13 protein-coding genes are annotated in these 15,665 nt (G+C 73.2%); 6 read left to right on the top strand and 7 right to left on the bottom strand.

The genetic code is table 11. The annotated features are described in order from the left end of the window. The first annotated feature begins 85 nt into the window (after positions 1 to 85). Entirely contained in the window at positions 86 to 1,009 is a 924-nt protein-coding gene (locus tag B1A86_RS10140) for a LysR family transcriptional regulator (RefSeq protein WP_036313896.1), read from the top strand. Positions 1,010 to 1,067: 58 nt separating this feature from the next. On the opposite strand, the gene B1A86_RS10135 is transcribed toward B1A86_RS10140, so the two are convergent. The 4 genes from B1A86_RS10135 to B1A86_RS10120 all read right to left on the bottom strand — a co-directional run bounded on the left by B1A86_RS10135 (position 1,068) and on the right by B1A86_RS10120 (position 5,197). Continuing rightward, positions 1,068 to 2,081, bottom strand: a complete 1,014-nt coding sequence (locus tag B1A86_RS10135) for a trimeric intracellular cation channel family protein (protein ID WP_078025629.1) — start codon at positions 2,079 to 2,081, stop codon at positions 1,068 to 1,070. Positions 2,082 to 2,153: 72 nt separating this feature from the next. Continuing rightward, complete coding sequence (locus B1A86_RS10130; protein WP_041102569.1) at positions 2,154 to 3,053, bottom strand: trimeric intracellular cation channel family protein; 900 nt, start codon at positions 3,051 to 3,053, stop codon at positions 2,154 to 2,156. Between the two features lie 31 nt (positions 3,054 to 3,084). Beyond that, complete coding sequence (gene purB, locus B1A86_RS10125) at positions 3,085 to 4,524, bottom strand: adenylosuccinate lyase (RefSeq protein WP_041102571.1); 1,440 nt, start codon at positions 4,522 to 4,524, stop codon at positions 3,085 to 3,087. 58 nt (positions 4,525 to 4,582) lie between these two features. Then, positions 4,583 to 5,197: a GNAT family N-acetyltransferase gene (locus B1A86_RS10120; RefSeq protein ID WP_010080080.1), complete on the bottom strand. Its 615-nt coding sequence runs from the start codon at positions 5,195 to 5,197 to the stop codon at positions 4,583 to 4,585. Between the two features lie 141 nt (positions 5,198 to 5,338). Between B1A86_RS10120 and B1A86_RS10115 the strand changes: the two genes are divergently transcribed. Further along, a complete protein-coding gene (locus tag B1A86_RS10115; RefSeq protein ID WP_078025630.1) occupies positions 5,339 to 6,919 on the top strand; it encodes an AMP-binding protein in 1,581 nt (526 codons plus the stop codon). 1 nt (position 6,920) lies between these two features. Here B1A86_RS10115 and B1A86_RS10110 read toward each other — a convergent pair whose 3' ends face one another. After that, positions 6,921 to 9,389, bottom strand: a complete 2,469-nt coding sequence (locus tag B1A86_RS10110; RefSeq protein WP_089529303.1) for a DEAD/DEAH box helicase — start codon at positions 9,387 to 9,389, stop codon at positions 6,921 to 6,923. A gap of 107 nt (positions 9,390 to 9,496) precedes the next feature. Here B1A86_RS10110 and B1A86_RS10105 point away from each other — a divergent pair, with 107 nt between their 5' ends. Beyond that, positions 9,497 to 10,750 (top strand): IS256 family transposase, encoded by a 1,254-nt coding sequence (locus B1A86_RS10105; RefSeq protein ID WP_041103000.1) that lies wholly within the window; start codon positions 9,497 to 9,499, stop codon positions 10,748 to 10,750. A gap of 24 nt (positions 10,751 to 10,774) precedes the next feature. On the opposite strand, the gene B1A86_RS10100 is transcribed toward B1A86_RS10105, so the two are convergent. Then, the gene (locus tag B1A86_RS10100) at positions 10,775 to 11,944 is read right to left on the bottom strand and encodes a hypothetical protein (protein WP_246836822.1); all 1,170 of its coding nucleotides are present in this window, start codon (positions 11,942 to 11,944) and stop codon (positions 10,775 to 10,777) included. 211 nt (positions 11,945 to 12,155) lie between these two features. Here B1A86_RS10100 and B1A86_RS10095 point away from each other — a divergent pair, with 211 nt between their 5' ends. The 3 genes from B1A86_RS10095 to B1A86_RS10085 all read left to right on the top strand — a co-directional run bounded on the left by B1A86_RS10095 (position 12,156) and on the right by B1A86_RS10085 (position 14,703). Next, positions 12,156 to 12,572: a PaaI family thioesterase gene (locus B1A86_RS10095; RefSeq protein WP_020624995.1), complete on the top strand. Its 417-nt coding sequence runs from the start codon at positions 12,156 to 12,158 to the stop codon at positions 12,570 to 12,572. Positions 12,573 to 12,643: 71 nt separating this feature from the next. Beyond that, on the top strand, positions 12,644 to 13,993 hold the full coding sequence (locus B1A86_RS10090; RefSeq protein WP_070708797.1) for a phenylacetate--CoA ligase family protein: 1,350 nt from the start codon (positions 12,644 to 12,646) through the stop codon (positions 13,991 to 13,993). Between the two features lie 98 nt (positions 13,994 to 14,091). Then, positions 14,092 to 14,703: a TetR/AcrR family transcriptional regulator gene (locus B1A86_RS10085; RefSeq protein ID WP_069941100.1), complete on the top strand. Its 612-nt coding sequence runs from the start codon at positions 14,092 to 14,094 to the stop codon at positions 14,701 to 14,703. Between the two features lie 13 nt (positions 14,704 to 14,716). Here B1A86_RS10085 and B1A86_RS10080 read toward each other — a convergent pair whose 3' ends face one another. Next, positions 14,717 to 15,658 carry a hypothetical protein gene (locus B1A86_RS10080; protein ID WP_069941101.1) on the bottom strand — a complete coding sequence of 314 codons (942 nt, stop codon included), beginning with the start codon at positions 15,656 to 15,658 and terminating at the stop codon, positions 14,717 to 14,719. Positions 15,659 to 15,665: the final 7 nt, after the last annotated feature.

The raw sequence follows: 15,665 nt of genomic DNA, 5'->3' as shown, positions 1-15,665 counted from the left end.
TCTCGTCCGGCGGTCCCCTCCACTGTGGTGCAGATCTCATATCAGGGATAATCAATTCACTCACGTCAACCCATAGGAGGAGTCGATGGTCGGCATCACCCTGCGACACATGGAGTACCTGGTCGCCGTCATCGACGAAGGGTCGATGACGGCGGCTGCCGCCCGACTGCATGTCACGCAGGCGACCGTGTCCATGGCCCTGGCGGAATGCGAGCGACGCCTCGGCGTCCCCCTCCTCGTCCGCCAGCCGGCGAAAGGGGTCGCCGCGACCCTGGCGGGCCACCGCATGGCCGTCCAGGCCAGGCGGATCCTGGGGCTGGTCCACGAGATGGAGGCGTCGGTGCCGGCGATGCCCGGTGAGCTGGCCGGAGACCTGGAGGTCGGATGCGTGCCCTCCCTCTCGCCGCAGGCCGTCCCGGTCCTCGCAGAGCACTTCTCGCGACGGCACCCGCGGGTCACGCTGCACTACCGGGAGGGGGCGGCCACGGACCTGCAGCGGGAGGTCCTGCAGGGTCGACTCGAGATGGCCGTCATGTTCAGCCGTCAGCAGGCACCGGGGCTGCGATCGATCGAAGTGGCCCGGGCGCAGCTGAAGGTGATGCTGCCCGAGGGGCATCGGCTGGCCGCCGCGCACGAGGTCGCCTTCGCGGACGTCGCTCAGGAGCCGGCCATCCTCATCGACCTGCCGCCCAGCACGGAGCGGTCACTGGAGTTCATGCGCGCCGCGGGCGTCGAGCCGACGCTGCGGTGGTCCAGCAACAACCTCGCCACGGTCGCCTCCCTCGTCGGGGCTGGCCTCGGCTGGTCGCTGCGCTATACGCTGCCGGGCGAGCAGCCCGCCGCGCGCGGCCTCGTGGAGATACCCGTGGCAGACCCCACACCTCCGAACGCGGTGTGCGCCGTGGTGCCGGACGGCGACCGGGTGGATCAGCGCGTCCGGCATGCCCTCGAGGTGCTCCGCCGGGTCCTGTCTGAGGAGGAGGGACGCCCCGACGTCGACTGCGCATGACGCCATGTCGAGGCGCCTGCCATCACGACGTCGTCCGCGGCCGGCCCGACCCCGTCGCTCAGCCCTTCTCGTCCTCCGGGTCGTCCGCGATCCAGTCGTGCTCGGGGTCGTCGAAGCTGCGCGTGCGCCCGGTGCGCAGGTCGGTGACGTCCATGACGCCGGTGCCGCGGTCCAGGCGCACCTGCTGGTGTGAGGCGGGGTCGACGACGGTGATCGTCTGGGTCTGCGGGTCGTAGTCGTCCACCCGCACCTGGTCCTCGTACTCCTGCCGCGGTCCGTAGGACCCGTCCGCGTCGTCGTCGGGGAAGGCGGGGGCGCCGGGGGAGCGCAGCCGGCGCTCGAGGGTGCGCTCCACCCGGCGCGCGGCCGCCTCCTGCGCCTGCGTGGCCAGGCGCCGCAGACGCGCGAGGGACTCCTTGTCCTGGGAGATCTCCGCGCCGAAGAACCGCCACTGGTAGCGGTAGGCGATCATCCGCACCGCGAAGATCAGGAACGCGATGAGGAAGCCCGTGAACGCGTTGAGCGCGCCGTTCATCGCCACCACGGTCGCCAGCACCGCGCCCAGGAACGTGGGGAGCACGTAGACGCCGCGGGGGTCGAAGATGGACGGGACCTCGTTGGCGACGATGTCCCGCAGCACGCCGCCGCCGAGCGCCGTGACCATCGCGATCACCACCGTGGACACCGGGTGCACGCCCATCGAGTGCGCCAGCAGCACGCCGGACACCGTGAACAGGGCGAGACCGGCGGCGTCGAACAGGGTGATGGTCAGGTTCAGGCGATTCGGGTGGATCACCTTGACGTACACGAGCAGGGACACCAGCAGGGGCGGGGCCAGATAGACCGGGTTCTCCAGGGACGCGGGCAGACCCCGGTCCAGCAGGATGTCCCGTGTGAAGCCGCCGCCCAGGCCCGCCAGCAGGGACAGCGCCATCGAGCCCACCAGGTCGAACTGCTTGCGGGCCGCCAGCAGCGCCCCCGAGGTGGCGAAGAAGAAGATCCCGATCAGGTCCAGGGTCGTGAGCAGCCACGGGACGTCGGTGAGGGTGGCGAAGAACTGCTGCACGTCCACGGCGGCTCCTTCCGTTGGGTCCGGGGATTCACCGGCCATTGTCCCGTGCGGCCCGCGCAGTGGCTCGTTTGTTCACCCGGGTGTCCCCCGAGGTGTGACGTCTTCGTCGGCGCCGGGTGTCTCCTCGTTCGCCGGGGGGCCGTCCTCGCCGGGGGCGGCGGGCGGCCCGTCCCTGCCCTTGCGGTCGCGGATGTCCGGCACGGGCGGCTCGTCATGCGGATCCATGCGCTGGCGCTGGGTCTCCCCCGAGATCTCGGCCCCCGGGGCGAGCCACTCCCTGCGCAGCGACACCACGCGCAGCACGAGCACGAGCACCATCACCGCCGCCGAGGTCAGCGGGTTCAGGACCTCCGCCTGGCCGAGGGCCGCCGTCGTGCCCGCGCCGAGGATGGCCGGCAGCGCGTACCAGCCGCGCCCGCCGAACACGGCGGGCGGTTCCCCGGCGACGACGTCGCGCAGGATGCCGCCGCCGACGGCGGTCACCAGGCCCAGCACTGCGGCGGCGACCGGGCTCAGGCCGGCGAGCAGGGCGATGCGCGTGCCCACCACGCAGTACACGGCCAGGCCGATGGCGTCGAAGGCCATGACGGCGTGGTGGCCGCGCTCGCCGTCGAAGATCCGGAGGAACACCGCTAGCGACGCGACCGCCGGCAGGATCAGGTACCAGGGGTTGTCGAAGGCCGCGGGCACGTCCCGGCCGACCACGAGGTCCCGGACGACGCCGCCGCCCGTGCCCACCATGAGGGCCAGCAGCAGGGAGCCGACGATGTCGTAGCCCTTGCGCACGGCGAGGACGGCACCCGAGATCGCGAAGAAGAACACGCCCACGAGGTCCACGGCGGTGATCGCCGCGGTGACCGCGTCGGCGAGCTCGCCGTGGGCGTCGATCGGCTCGGGCACGTCCCGTTCGAGTTCGGCGGGGTCCTTGGGGGCGGCGGACAGCAGCCACACGGGGAGAAGTGGAAGCAGCACCCGCCCATCGTCCCCCGTCAGGCGGCCCGGGTCAGTCCTGCGCCGGCCCGAACTCCTTGGCCAGCTCCGACGCCACGCCGGTGTACCCGGCCGGGGTCAGCTCCAGCAGGCGCGCCTGAGCGCCCTCGGACAGGCCGAGGCCCTGCACGAACTCGCGCATGCGCGCACCGTCCACGCGGTGGCCGCGGGTCAGCTCCTTGAGGCGCTCGTAGGGGTTGTCCATGCCCTCGACGCCGGCGATCGCCTCGGCGCGCATCACGGTCTGGACGGCCTCGCCGAGCACCTCCCAGTTCGTGTCGAGGTCCTCGGCCAGCACGGGATCGGCCACCTGGAGCTGGCCCATGCCCTTGGTGACATTGGTCAGGGCGAGCACTGAGTGGCCGAGGGCCACGCCGATGTTGCGCTGCGACGTCGAGTCCGTGAGGTCGCGCTGCCAACGGGACTCCACGAGGGTGGCGCCCAGCGAGTCGAGCAGGGCGCAGGAGAGCTCGAGGTTGGCCTCCGCGTTCTCGAAGCGGATCGGGTTCACCTTGTGCGGCATCGTGGAGGAGCCGGTCGCGCCGGCCACGGGGATCTGCGCGAAGTAGCCGATGGAGATGTAGCTCCACACGTCCACGCAGAAGCCGTGGAGGATCCGGTTGAAGCGCGCGACGTCGGCGTACAGCTCCGCCTGCCAGTCGTGGGACTCGATCTGGGTGGTCAGCGGGTTCCAGGTGAGGCCGAGGTGTTCCACGAAGGACCGGGACAGGGCCGGCCAGTCCGCGTCCGGGGCGGCGGCGAGGTGGGCGGCGTAGGTGCCGGTGGCGCCGTTGATCTTGCCCAGGTACTCCTGGCCGGCGATGCGCCGGGTCTGACGGGTCAGACGGTGCACGAACACGGCCATCTCCTTGCCCAGCGTGGTGGGCGTGGCCGGCTGGCCGTGCGTGCGGGAGAGCATGGGGGTCTCGGCGGCCTCGGCGGCCATCGCGGAGACGGTGGCCACGGCGGCGCGGGCGGCCGGCAGCCAGACCTGCTCGACGGCGTCGCGCACGCCCACCGCGTAGGCCAGGTTGTTGATGTCCTCGGAGGTGCACGCGAAGTGCACGAGCGGCTTCAGCCGACCCAGGCCCAGCCCCTCGAGGCGGTCGGCGATGAAGTACTCGACGGCCTTCACGTCGTGCACCGTGACCTTCTCGGTAGCCGCCAGCTCGGCCACGGACTCCGCGTCGAAGTCCGTGACGATCGCCCGCAGGCCCGCCTGCTGCTCGGCCGTGAGCGGCTCGAGACCCGGCAGCACGCGGTGCTCGGCCAGGTGGATGAACCACTCGACCTCCACGTGGATGCGGTTGCGGTTCAGCGCCGCCTCGGACAGGTGCTCCACGAGCGGCTCCACCGCCGCACGGTAGCGGCCGTCCAGGGGGCCGAGGGCGATGCCGGCCTCGGCGAGGGGACGGCGGTGGGCGGTGGACGCGGGCGCGGGCTGCGAGGTCATGGCCCCCATTCTGGCAGGCGCCGCGGACGCCCGACGAAGGCGACGACCGGGTCCGTCCTCAGCCGTCCGTCGACGCCGGCCACCAGTCTCGCCGCAGCACCGCGAGTTGCACCGAGTCCCATCGCCGGCCCTCCCAGGAGCGCGCCTCGGGGATGCGGGCGACCTCGGTGTACCCGACGCGGACCGCCGACGCGATCATCCGCGCGTTGCCGGACCACGTGACCAGGCTCAGCAGGTGCGCGTCCGTCTCCGCGAACGACGCGTCCGACCACAGCGTGAGCGCCGCCCGCCCGACGCCGCGGCCCCACGTGGTCGGGTCGAACAACAGGATGCCGAGCTCCCACCAGCCCGCGCCCGCCGGATGCTGCTCCGTGCGGGTCACGAGACCGACGGGGGTGCCGTCCACCGTGACGACCCGGACGTCAGGGTCGCCGACGCGCCGGCGCGCGTGGTCGGCGTCGAAGTCCGCGCGGCTCGGCGGGGCGGCCGTGTCCGCGGCGTGGAAGTAGGGGGCGTCCCACGACTTCCACTCGGGGTCCTCGGCGCCGTGGATCCAGGTCCACAGGAAGTCGGCGTCGTCGGCGGCCACCGGGCGCAGCGCGACGTCGGTCCGGGGCGGGGCGTCCGCGCGCGTCCCGGAGGGGCGAGGGGTGGCGGGATCGAGATCAGTCATGGCGCCATCCTGCCCTCCGCCGCGACGGGGTGGCGAGTGCAACATGCGGACGCGCCCGGTGGCTCGGGGCGCGGCGGACCTACCGTGGTTGACGTCGCCGTCGCCCGGCGTCGGCATGCCGAGAGGGATGAGGAGACCGAGATGACGGAACTGACCGGGCAGGCCAGCGAGGCCGGGACGATCGACCGGCTGATGGCCGGGTGGGTCGCCGACGTCGAGACCCCGGACGCCTGCGCCGCCCACCTGCTCTGCGACCGCTGGCCGGCCGACGCCGTGGCGTTCCGGTTCGTGGCGGAGGACATGTCCGCCGTCGACCTCACCTTCGGCGAGCTGGCCGACCGCTCCCGCCGCCTCGCCACCGGCCTCGCCGCCCGCGGCGTCACGCGCGGCGACCGGGTCCCCGTGATGATGTCCAAACGGGAGGAGCTCGTCATCACGCTGCTGGCCCTGTGGCGGCTCGGCGCCGTGCACGTGCCGCTGTTCACCGCGTTCGCCGCGGGCGCCGCGCGGATGCGCATCGAGGGCGCGGCGGCGCGGCTCGTCGTCGCCGAGCCCCGCCAGGCCGAGAAGCTCACGGACATCCCGGGCATCGAGATCATCCGCACCGGCCCGGAGTGGGACGCGCTCGCGGACTCCGCGCCGCTGGCCGAGGACGTCGCCGTCGGCGGGGACGGGCCGATCGCCCTGCTGTTCACCTCCGGCACCACCGGCCGCCCCAAGGGGGTGCCTGTGCCGCTGCGCGCGGCCGCCGCGTTCGCCGTCTACCTCACGTGCGCGGTGGACCTGCGCCCCGAGGACCTGTTCTGGAACGCGGCCGACCACGGCTGGGCGTACGGGCTGTACTACGGGATCGTCGGCACGCTGGTGCTCGGGGCGACCTCGGTGCAGTACCGCGGCGCCTTCTCCCCGGCGACCATGGTCGAGGTGATCCGCTCGCAGGACGTCACGAACCTCGCCGGCGCCCCCACGATGTTCCGCGCGCTGGCCAAGGCCGGGGAGGTCACCGAGGACGCCCCGCTGCGGCTGCGGCGCGTGTCCACGGCGGGGGAGCCGCTGCCGCCGTCCGTGCTCGAGTGGGGCCGGGCGGCCCTCGGCACGGAGATCCGCGACCACTACGGCCAGACCGAGCTGGGCATGGTCATCTGCACCCCTGCGCACCCCGAGCTGGCCGCACCGCCCCGCCCGGGTTCGATGGGTGTGCCCCTGCCGGGGATCGCCGCGGAGATCCGGGACGGGCAGATCGCGATCGACGCGGCCTCGCCCATGTTCTGGTTCCCCGGCTACCTCGGGGAGCCGGAGAAGACCGCGGAGCGCTTCACCCCGGACGGGCGCTGGTACCTGACCGGGGACACCGCCCGGCAGGACGACGACGGCTGGTTCTTCTTCTCCTCCCGGGACGACGACGTGATCCTCGCCGCCGGGTACCGGATCGGCCCGTTCGATGTGGAGTCCGTGCTCATCGACCACCCGCGGGTGCAGGAGGTCGCCGTCGTCGGCCTGCCGGACCCGGAGGGGGTGCGCGGCGAGGAGGTCGTGGCGTTCGTGGTGCCCGCCGGGGCCGTCGCGGACCCGGACGCCCTGGCGGCCGAGCTGCAGGCGAAGGTCCGCGACGAGTACTCCAAGCACGCCTACCCGCGCCGGGTGCACTTCGTGGACCGGCTGCCCAAGACCCCCTCCGGCAAGCTGCAGCGGTTCCTGCTGCGCCAGGGCGCCACCGACTGAGTCAGCGGTGCACGAGCCGCAGGAACGCGCCGATCATCGGCAGGTCCTCGGGCCTGGTGGGCAGCGCGTCCGCGAGGGCGGGAGAGTGGACGAGGTAGGCGGCCCACTGTCCGCGCGAGATCGACACGTTGAGCCGGTTCCGGTTCAGGAGGAAGTCCAGCCCGCGCGGCACCTCCTGCGGTGAGGACGCGGCCATCGTCAGGATCGCGACGGCGGCCTCCCGGCCCTGGAACTTGTCCACGGTGCCGACGGTGGTGCCCTCGAGACCGGCGGCGTCGAGCGCCTCCCGGACCGTGGCGACCTGCGCGTTGTACGGGGCCACCACGATCACGTCGGACGGCTCGAGCGGCCGGCCGGGGTCGTCCGGGCCGGTGGACCAGGTGCGGCCGAGCAGTGACCGGACGATCTCGACGACGGCCGCGGCCTCCTCCGGCGAGGACACCGCGTTGCCCGTGTGGGAGACCGGCCACGGGTGCAGCCCGGGCTCCACGCCGTCGAGCCGGCGGGCGTCCGTGACGTCCTCCTTCGCGCCGAGCTCGCCGGCGTAGGAGAGCGTGGAGACGGCCTCCGTCAGCGCGGAGTGCATACGCCAGGAGGTGTCCAGGAAGAAGCCGCGGTCTGCGCGCAGCACCGGCTCGTCGGCGGCCAGCCAGCTCAGCGCGGCCTCGCCAATCGGCTGGGGGTGGGTCCCCTTGGTGACCTGCGGCAGCTGCTGGGGGTCGCCGAGCAGGAGCACAGTGCGGGCCATGGCCGCCGCGGCGAGGGTGTGCGCCAGGGAGAATTGCCCGGCCTCGTCGATCACCAGGAGGTCGAACTCCTGCACGTCCTCGTGCGCGAAGGTCCAGGCGGTGCCGCCGACGACGTGGCCGGGGAGGCCGATGTACGGCTTGGCGTCCGACACCGTGGCCCAGGGGCGCTCGGGCGCGTCCTTGCCGCGCTTCTCCGCCTTGAGCACCTGTTTCTTCGGCACCCCGATGGACACGAGCTTGCCCAGGAAGTTCTCCACCACGGCGTGGGACTGGGCCGTGACGCCCACGCTCCACCCGCGTTCGAGCAGGGCCTTCACGGCGTGGCTCCCCACGTGGGTCTTGCCCGTCCCGGGAGGGCCCTGGACGGCGACGTAGGAGCCCCGCGCGGACTCGAGCGCCTCCACGAGCGCCTCCCAGCCCTGGCGGGCGGGAGCGGGCGCGGAGTCGCCCTCGCGCAGCTCGGTGGAGATGGCCGCCAGGGGGCGGCCGGCGGTCGCCGGGGGGCGGCGCGCCAGGATGTCGAAGGCGGCCGTGGACGGGGCGGCGGCGTCGCCTCCCGATCCCGGCAGACCGCCGGCCTGCACCGCGGTCCGGGCGCGCTCGCGCAGGCGCTCCTTGAGCTTGTCCGTGTTCACCACCGTGTGGGCGAACGCCGCCATGGGCAGCTCCGAATGCTGCTCCACGTCCTGCGTGGGGATCTTCTCCCGCAGCAGCACCACGGAGCTGCCGTCCGGGCGGTCCTCGACGTCCTCCACGACGGCCTTGGCACCGACCCAGCGCACCGCGTTGGGTTGGAGGAGGTCGCGGCGGTCCGCCGGGACGTCCTCGTACACCGTGATGGCCTCGGCTCCGGGCTGCAGCGAGCTCCCCGGCTCCAGGGTGCCGGTCATCCGCAGCACCCGCTGGAAGGTCCGAGCGCCCTTGGGTCGGTGCCAGTCCTCGGCCACGTCCACGCGGTCCGCCACGACGTTGGCGCGGGCGTCCTGCCACTCATCCGGCGGGGAGATGCCGCGGTCGAAGAAGGCCCACCACACGGGTTTGTCCTCGCGCTGGTAGAAGCCCAGCCCGGCGGCGAGCAGGGCCACGCCGCGCTGCTCGTCGTCCAGGACGGCGTCCGCGTCGTCCGCGGTGGGCAGGAGGCCCAGGAGGTCCGCCTCCAGGCGCGCGTCCTCGCCCTCCAAGGCGGGGGCGGGCTCGACGAGGTGCTCATCGTCGTCGGGCCGGGGTGCCGTGGCGCCGTGCTCGGCGGTGCGCCCCACCTGCTCCAGCAGCCAGTCCCGCAGCCGCGCCGTGGAGACGCAGTCGTACCGGTTGTAGTCCTCGATGTCGGCGCGGATCGCCCTCGCGACCTCGGTGTCCCCGGCCTCCATCGCGGCGACGTACCGGTGGTACTCGGTGACGCTGTCCGCCGCCGTCGTGACGCCGTCCTCCGCCCGGTGCTCCGCCCCCATGTAGAGGGGCTCCAGCTTCTTGATGGAGTAGCTCGGCACACCGGCCCGCAGGGCGGCGCGGACCGTGGAGTACAGGTCCACGAACAGCCCCGCGCGCAGCCAGTCGTCCAGCTCGCGCTCGCCCACGCCGTGGCGCACGGTCAGGCGCTTCAGCGCGGTGACCTCGTACGCGGCGTAGTGGTAGATCCGCATCCCCGGGTGGGCCGCGCGCCGCGCCTCCACGAACGCCACGAACTCCTCGAGCGCCGCCCGCTCAGTTGAGTCCCGCATAGTGGTGTAGCGCCCGGTGGTCGGGCACGTCGTCTCAGACGTGGACGCGGCCACCGTGTGATCCTTCGAGTGAACCTCTCACAGCACCCTCGAATGGAGTCATCACGATGACCGCTCCTCATATTCTCGACCCTGCCGGCCTGCTGAGCGAAGCCCTGTCCGAAGCGTCCCCGGACATGATGCGCCACTTGCTGCAGACCATGATCAACACCCTGCTCTCCGCCGATGCCGACGCGGTGGTCGGCGCCGAATGGGGCAAGCCCACCCCGACACGGTCCGCCCAGCGCAACGGGTACCGGCACCGGGACCTGGACACCCGGGTCGGCACGGTCGATGTAGCCATCCCGAAGCTGCGCTCTGGGACGTACTTCCCGGAGTGGCTGCTGGAACGCCGAAAGAGAGCGGAGTCGGCGCTGATCACCGTGGTGGCGGACTGCTACTTGGCCGGGGTGAGTACCCGGCGGATGGACAAGCTGGTCAAGACCCTGGGGATCAATGCCCTCTCCAAGTCCCAGGTCTCCAGGATGGCCGCGGACCTGGATGAACACGTGGAGTCCTTCCGCCACCGGCCCCTGGATGAGGCCGGTCCGTTCACGTTCGTGGCCGCGGACGCGCTGACGATGAAGGTCCGCGAGGGCGGGCGGGTGGTCAACGCGGTGGTGCTGCTGGCTACCGGGGTCAACGGTGACGGCCACCGCGAGGTCCTGGGGATGCGCGTGGCGACCAGTGAGACCGGTGCGGCGTGGAACGAGTTCTTCGCTGACCTCGTGGCCCGGGGCCTGGCCGGGGTTCGCCTGGTCACCAGTGACGCCCATGCCGGGCTCAAGGACGCCATCGCCGCCAACCTGCCCGGCGCCACCTGGCAGCGGTGCCGGACCCACTACGCGGCGAACCTGATGGGCATCACCCCGAAGTCCATGTGGCCGGCGGTGAAGGCCATGCTCCACTCGGTCTACGACCAGCCCGACGCCACGGCGGTGAACGCGCAGTTCGATCGGCTGCTGGACTACGTGAGCGAGAAGCTCCCGGCGGTGGCCGAGCACCTCGGTGATGCCCGGGCGGACATCCTGGCCTTCACGACGTTCCCGAAGGACGTCTGGACGCAGGTCTGGTCGAACAACCCGGCCGAGCGGCTCAACCGGGAGATCCGCCGTCGCACCGACGCGGTGGGCATCTTCCCCAACCGGGCGGCCATCGTCAGGCTAGTGGGTGCGGTGCTGGCCGAGCAGACCGACGAATGGGCCGAAGGGCGCCGCTACCTCGGCCTCGAGGTCCTCGCCCGCTGCCGCCTCACCCCCGTCGAGGACACCGGAAGCGAGGTGGGCACCGACACCGACACTGCCCTCGAGCTCAGCGCCTGACAACCCCAACGAAGGATCCAACCGCTACACCACCACAAGGGGCTTGACCGCCCGCTCCGCGGCACGGGTGTCCGCCCACAGACCCGTGAACCGGAAGTCGGCCGAGGCGGTGCGCGCGGTGTCCCCGCCCGGCGCCTCGACCCAGCCCCACAGGTACTCGAGGCCCTCCATGCTCCCGTCCGCGGAGACCCACAGCGGGTCCCCCTCGAAGTCGAAGAAGACGTCTCCGGCATCCGGCACGGGAAGCCCCGCCACGGCGCGCGGGTCCACGATCCGATGCGGCGGCACCCCGCCCGCCCCGGCCGGCTCCAGCTGGATCGCCGCCTGTTCCCGCAGCGCCTCCCACGTGCGGCGGGCCATGCCCTCCGGCGGTGCGACGGACGCCGCGAGCTGCTCGATGGTCGTGATGCCGGCCTCGCGCAGCCGGGTGCGCTGCAACCGCGTGGCCCCCGCCGTGAGCAGCACGTCCCGGTGCTCGGCGACGGCCTCCTCGCACACCTCGCATGCGCCGCAGACGCTCAGGCGGTCGTCACCCCAGCGGGCGGGCTCCCCGGCGGCCACGTGATCCTGCAGCAGCGCCTCCAGCCGGGAGCGCTGGTGCCGGTACACCGGGATCACCTCGTCCAGGTCCGCGACGTGCCGGGAACCGTCCCCGAGCCACAGGCTGCCCTGCCGCGCCCGCGGCACGCCCATGCCGTCCAGCAGGTCCGCGTACGCGGCGATCTGCAGCAGCGCCGTCACCCGCGCATGCCGGGCCAGCTTCGTGTCCACCACCTCGTACGCACCCTCGGGGTGCTCCTCGTCCGTGCGGAGCACGAGGAAGTCGGCCAGGCCGCCGAACGCGCCGTCGTGCAGCATCCCCTGGAACACGACGGCGGGACGCGCGGCCAACGCCGCCGCGGTGCGCTCGCGGGCGGCCCGCACACCCTCGGGCGTGTAGCGCTCCGGGCGGGCGAGCCGGACCACCTGGTCCGCGCCGTGCTCCGCCTCGAGGCGCGCGAGCACGCGAGACTCGTGCTCGTCCCCGAGGCGGGAGACCCGCTCGAGGAACGCGTCCGCCACGCCGATCCGCGGGGCACGCCCGAGCGCGGGGTCCACCGTCCCGCGCAGCCACCCGTAGGTACACGTGGCGGCGACGGTGATGTCCGAGGGGCTGAGCATGAAGGAGGCGCGGTCCGGCGCGAAGGTCACCATGCGGTCACCCTAGACAGGAGTCGCGGACACGATAGGCGGGGGCCGCGCACAGGATCCCGGTGCGCCTCGCCCCGGCGGCAGGGCGGGGCGGCGCGCGTCACACACCGGACCGGACTTGACGTGGGTCACATCCAGAGAGTTACCTAATGATCGTTCAGTAATTCTCTGCGCCGCCGCGCCGGCGCGCCCGTGCCGGCAGGGAGGCCCGCCCATGACCGAGACCGCCCACCACCCCATGCTCGCGGAGGACCGCGTGGCACGGTGGCTCGGCGTCACCCTCGAGGCCGCCGAGAAGGACCACGCGCGCATCCGGATGACGCTCACCGAGGACCAGCACAACGGCTTCGGCCTGGCCCACGGCGGCGCCGTCTTCGCGTTCGCGGACACGTGCTTCGCGCTGACCTGCAACGACCCCGCCTCGGACGGCTCCACCCTCACCGTGGCCTCCGGCGTGGACGTCAACTTCCTCGCGGCCACCCGCGCCGGGCAGACCCTCGTCGCGGAGGGCCGCCTGGTCGCCGCCGCCGGCCGCTCGGCCGTCTACGACATCACCGTCACCACCGACGACGGCACCCCGGTGGCCGCCTTCCGCGGCCGCTCCCGCACCATCCCCGCCCCCGGACGCTGACCGACGGGCGCACCCGCCGGTGCGCCGCCGTCGTCGACCGCCGCCCGACCCCGCATCCCCAGGAGGACGCCATGCTCGAGGCCTCGATCCCCAACCCGTACACGCCGGCACCCCTGCCCGCCCCCGCCGACCGCGGGGCCCCGGACCCCGAGGAGACGATGAGCCGGGACCAGATCGAGGCGCTCCAGTTCGAGCGCCTCCGCTGGACCCTGCACCACGCCTACGAGAACGTGCCCGCGTACCGCGAGCACTTCGACGCGCACGGCGTCCACCCCTCGGACTTCACGGAGCTCGGGGACCTCGCCAAGTTCCCGTACACGGACAAGGAGTTCCTGCGGAAGAGCTACCCGTTCGGTGCATTCGCCGCCACGGGCCCCGAGCTGCGCCGCATCCACGCCTCCTCCGGCACCACCGGCCAGCCCACCGTGGTCGGCTACACCGACGACGACCTGGCCACGTGGGCCACCCTCGTCGCCCGCTGCTTCCGCGCCGGCGGCATCCGCCCCGGTGACCGCGTGCACAACGCGTACGGCTACGGCCTGTTCACCGGCGGCCTCGGTGCCCACTACGGCGCCGAGCGCATCGGGGCGGCCGTGATCCCGATGTCCGGCGGGCAGACGGAGAAGCAGGTGCAGCTGATCACCGACTTCCAGCCGCGCGCCATCCTCTCCACGCCCACCTACCTGCTGACCATCGCGGACGGCTTCAAGAAGCTCGGCCTGGACCCCCGCGAGTCCTCCCTCGAGGTCGCGATCCTCGGCGCCGAGCCGTGGACCGAGGAGATGCGCCGCGAGATCGAGCAGACCTTCGACCTCGACGCCCTGGACATCTACGGCCTCTCCGAGGTCATGGGCCCGGGCGTGGCCGGCGAGTCCGCGGCCACCAAGGACGGCTCCCACATCTGGGAGGACCACTTCCGCCCCGAGATCATCGACCCGCTCACGGACGAGGTCCTCGAGACCGGCCGCCACGGCGAGCTCGTCTTCACCTCGCTCACCAAGCAGGCGCTGCCGATCATCCGGTACCGCACCCACGACCTCACCCGCCTGCTGCCGGGCACCACGCACCCGGGCCACCGCCGCATGGGCCGCATCACCGGCCGCTCGGACGACATGATCATCCTGCGCGGTGTGAACCTGTTCCCGTCGCAGATCGAGGAGCTGGCCCTCAAGGAGCCGGCCCTGTCGCCGCACTTCACCCTCGAGATCACCCGCCCGGACCGCATGGACCAGATGGCCGTGAACATCGAGCGCCGCGATCATGCGACCCTCGAGGAGGCCCAGGCCTGCGCCGCGCACCTGCGCATGGAGATCAAGACGAAGATCGGCTCCTCGTGCGTGATCAACGTGGTGGAGCCGGAGACCCTCGCCCGCTCCTCCGGCAAGCTCAAGCGCATCTACGACCTGCGCGACCAGGCCTGATCCCGCCCCCGCGGCCGAACCCGACGCCGGCGTGCCCGGTAGAGTGGACCGGTGCACCGTCGTCGTCGTCGGCGTCCGCCCGCCCCCGAAGGAGCCCCGTGCCCCAGAGCAGCCCCACCCCGCGCCGCGGCCGGCCCGGCTATGACCGGCAGACGCTGCTGGCCGAGTGCGTCGAGCTTTTCAACCGGCACGGCTACGAGGCGACCTCCATGGGCATGCTCGCCACCCACCTGGGCATCTCCAAGTCCGCGATCTACCACCACGTGGAGTCCAAGGAGGCGATCCTCGACCACGCGGTGACGGAGGCGCTCGACGCCCTCGAGGCGTGCCTGGACGATGTGGTGGCCAGCGGGGTCGACGCCGGCGCGCAGGTCGAGGCGGCCATCCGCGGCACGCTCGGGGTGCTGGCGGAGAAGCAGCCCGAGGTGACCCTGCTGCTGCGCCTGCGCGGGAACTCGGCGGTCGAGGTGGCCGCCGTCGAGCGCCGTCGTGAGATCACCCGGCGCTTCGGTGACCTGCTCGAGGCCGCCCAGGCCGCGGGTGCGGTGCGCTCCGACGTGACCCCGCGCAACCTCGCCCGTCTGGCGCTCGGGATGATCAACTCGATCGTCGACTGGTACCGGCCGGATCGCGGCGTCCCCGGCCAGGAGGGACCGGGCCAGATGATCGACGCCGTCACGGGCGTGGTGCTCGGGGGCCTGCGGGGCTGAGGGCCCGCTGTCCTCAGCCCTCGCCGTCGAGCGCGGCGAGCACGTCGGCCACGATCGAGGCCGCGCGGTCCTCGGCGTCCGCGGGCACCCCGCCGTCCGCGTCGGCCTGGGCCACGGCCACGGTGCGGGCGCCGTCCTGCACGGCAGTGAGGTGGGAGTAGACGGACCCCCCGGGGGCCGGGAGCGCCGTGTACGCGGTGCCGCCCTCGTGCTCGGTCCGCGTCACGCTCTCCACGCCGAGCCCGGCCAGGTCCACCCCGGTGCAGGCCTGCGCCGCCGCCCGGGCGTCCTCCAGGGCGGCGCGGGCGGCCTCCTCCGTGGGGTACACGGTGACGCGCACGCCGAGCGGAGTGACCTCGGCGTCGGGGGACGCCGTGAAGGAGGGCACCGGCGTCGAGGTGGGCCCGCCGCCGGTCGTGGCGGCCGTCTCCGGCTGGGCCGTGAGCCCCAGGTCCGCCGCCCCGGCCTCGGCGTCCCGCTCCAGGTCGGAGCGTGTGGCGTCCAGGCAGGCCTGCTGTTCCGCGCTGCGGGTGGAAGCCGGGCTCGCGCCGGCGTCGACCGTCTGCTCCAGGCCGGCGGCCCGCTGGCGCAGCTCCGTCTGCCGCTCCAGCGGCGAGGCGGCGCTCAGCCCCACCTCGGACCCCGGCCCCGCGGCCCGCTGGACGGCGGCCTGCACCGCCAGGGTCCGCTGCCCGTCCAGCGCGGGGGGCATCTCGAGGGACAGGCTGCCCGAGGCGGAGGCGCCGCCCATGCTCGCCGTGGAGGCGCTGGCCGCGGGCGACGTGGGGGCCGTGGAGCTGCTGGCCGCGGGCGACGCGGACGAGGCCGCCGTCGTCGTGGACGACGCCGACGAGGGGGCGGGGGAGGAGGGCTCTGCGCCGCCGCCCGCGCACCCGGCGAGGGCGAGCGCGCCCACGGCGAGGGCGCCGAGCAGGGGGAGTCGGGAGGTCGTCATGGCCCGA

This window comes from Micrococcus sp. KBS0714, from assembly GCF_002008305.4.
Lineage (GTDB): Bacteria > Actinomycetota > Actinomycetes > Actinomycetales > Micrococcaceae > Micrococcus > Micrococcus luteus.
Note: the sequence above shows the minus strand (reverse complement) of the source record. Positions and strands in the feature narration are given on the sequence as shown.

What these genes read in the sequence shown, in the direction of transcription:
- B1A86_RS10140 (WP_036313896.1), top strand. Translation starts at nt 86, where the DNA reads ATGGTCGGCATCACCCTGCGACACATGGAGTACCTGGTCGCCGTCATC.
- purB (WP_041102571.1), bottom strand. Translation starts at nt 4,524, where the DNA reads ATGACCTCGCAGCCCGCGCCCGCGTCCACCGCCCACCGCCGTCCCCTC.
- B1A86_RS10120 (WP_010080080.1), bottom strand. Translation starts at nt 5,197, where the DNA reads ATGACTGATCTCGATCCCGCCACCCCTCGCCCCTCCGGGACGCGCGCG.
- B1A86_RS10115 (WP_078025630.1), top strand. Translation starts at nt 5,339, where the DNA reads ATGACGGAACTGACCGGGCAGGCCAGCGAGGCCGGGACGATCGACCGG.
- B1A86_RS10110 (WP_089529303.1), bottom strand. Translation starts at nt 9,389, where the DNA reads ATGCGGGACTCAACTGAGCGGGCGGCGCTCGAGGAGTTCGTGGCGTTC.
- B1A86_RS10105 (WP_041103000.1), top strand. Translation starts at nt 9,497, where the DNA reads ATGACCGCTCCTCATATTCTCGACCCTGCCGGCCTGCTGAGCGAAGCC.
- B1A86_RS10100 (WP_246836822.1), bottom strand. Translation starts at nt 11,944, where the DNA reads ATGGTGACCTTCGCGCCGGACCGCGCCTCCTTCATGCTCAGCCCCTCG.
- B1A86_RS10095 (WP_020624995.1), top strand. Translation starts at nt 12,156, where the DNA reads ATGACCGAGACCGCCCACCACCCCATGCTCGCGGAGGACCGCGTGGCA.
- B1A86_RS10090 (WP_070708797.1), top strand. Translation starts at nt 12,644, where the DNA reads ATGCTCGAGGCCTCGATCCCCAACCCGTACACGCCGGCACCCCTGCCC.
- B1A86_RS10080 (WP_069941101.1), bottom strand. Translation starts at nt 15,658, where the DNA reads ATGACGACCTCCCGACTCCCCCTGCTCGGCGCCCTCGCCGTGGGCGCG.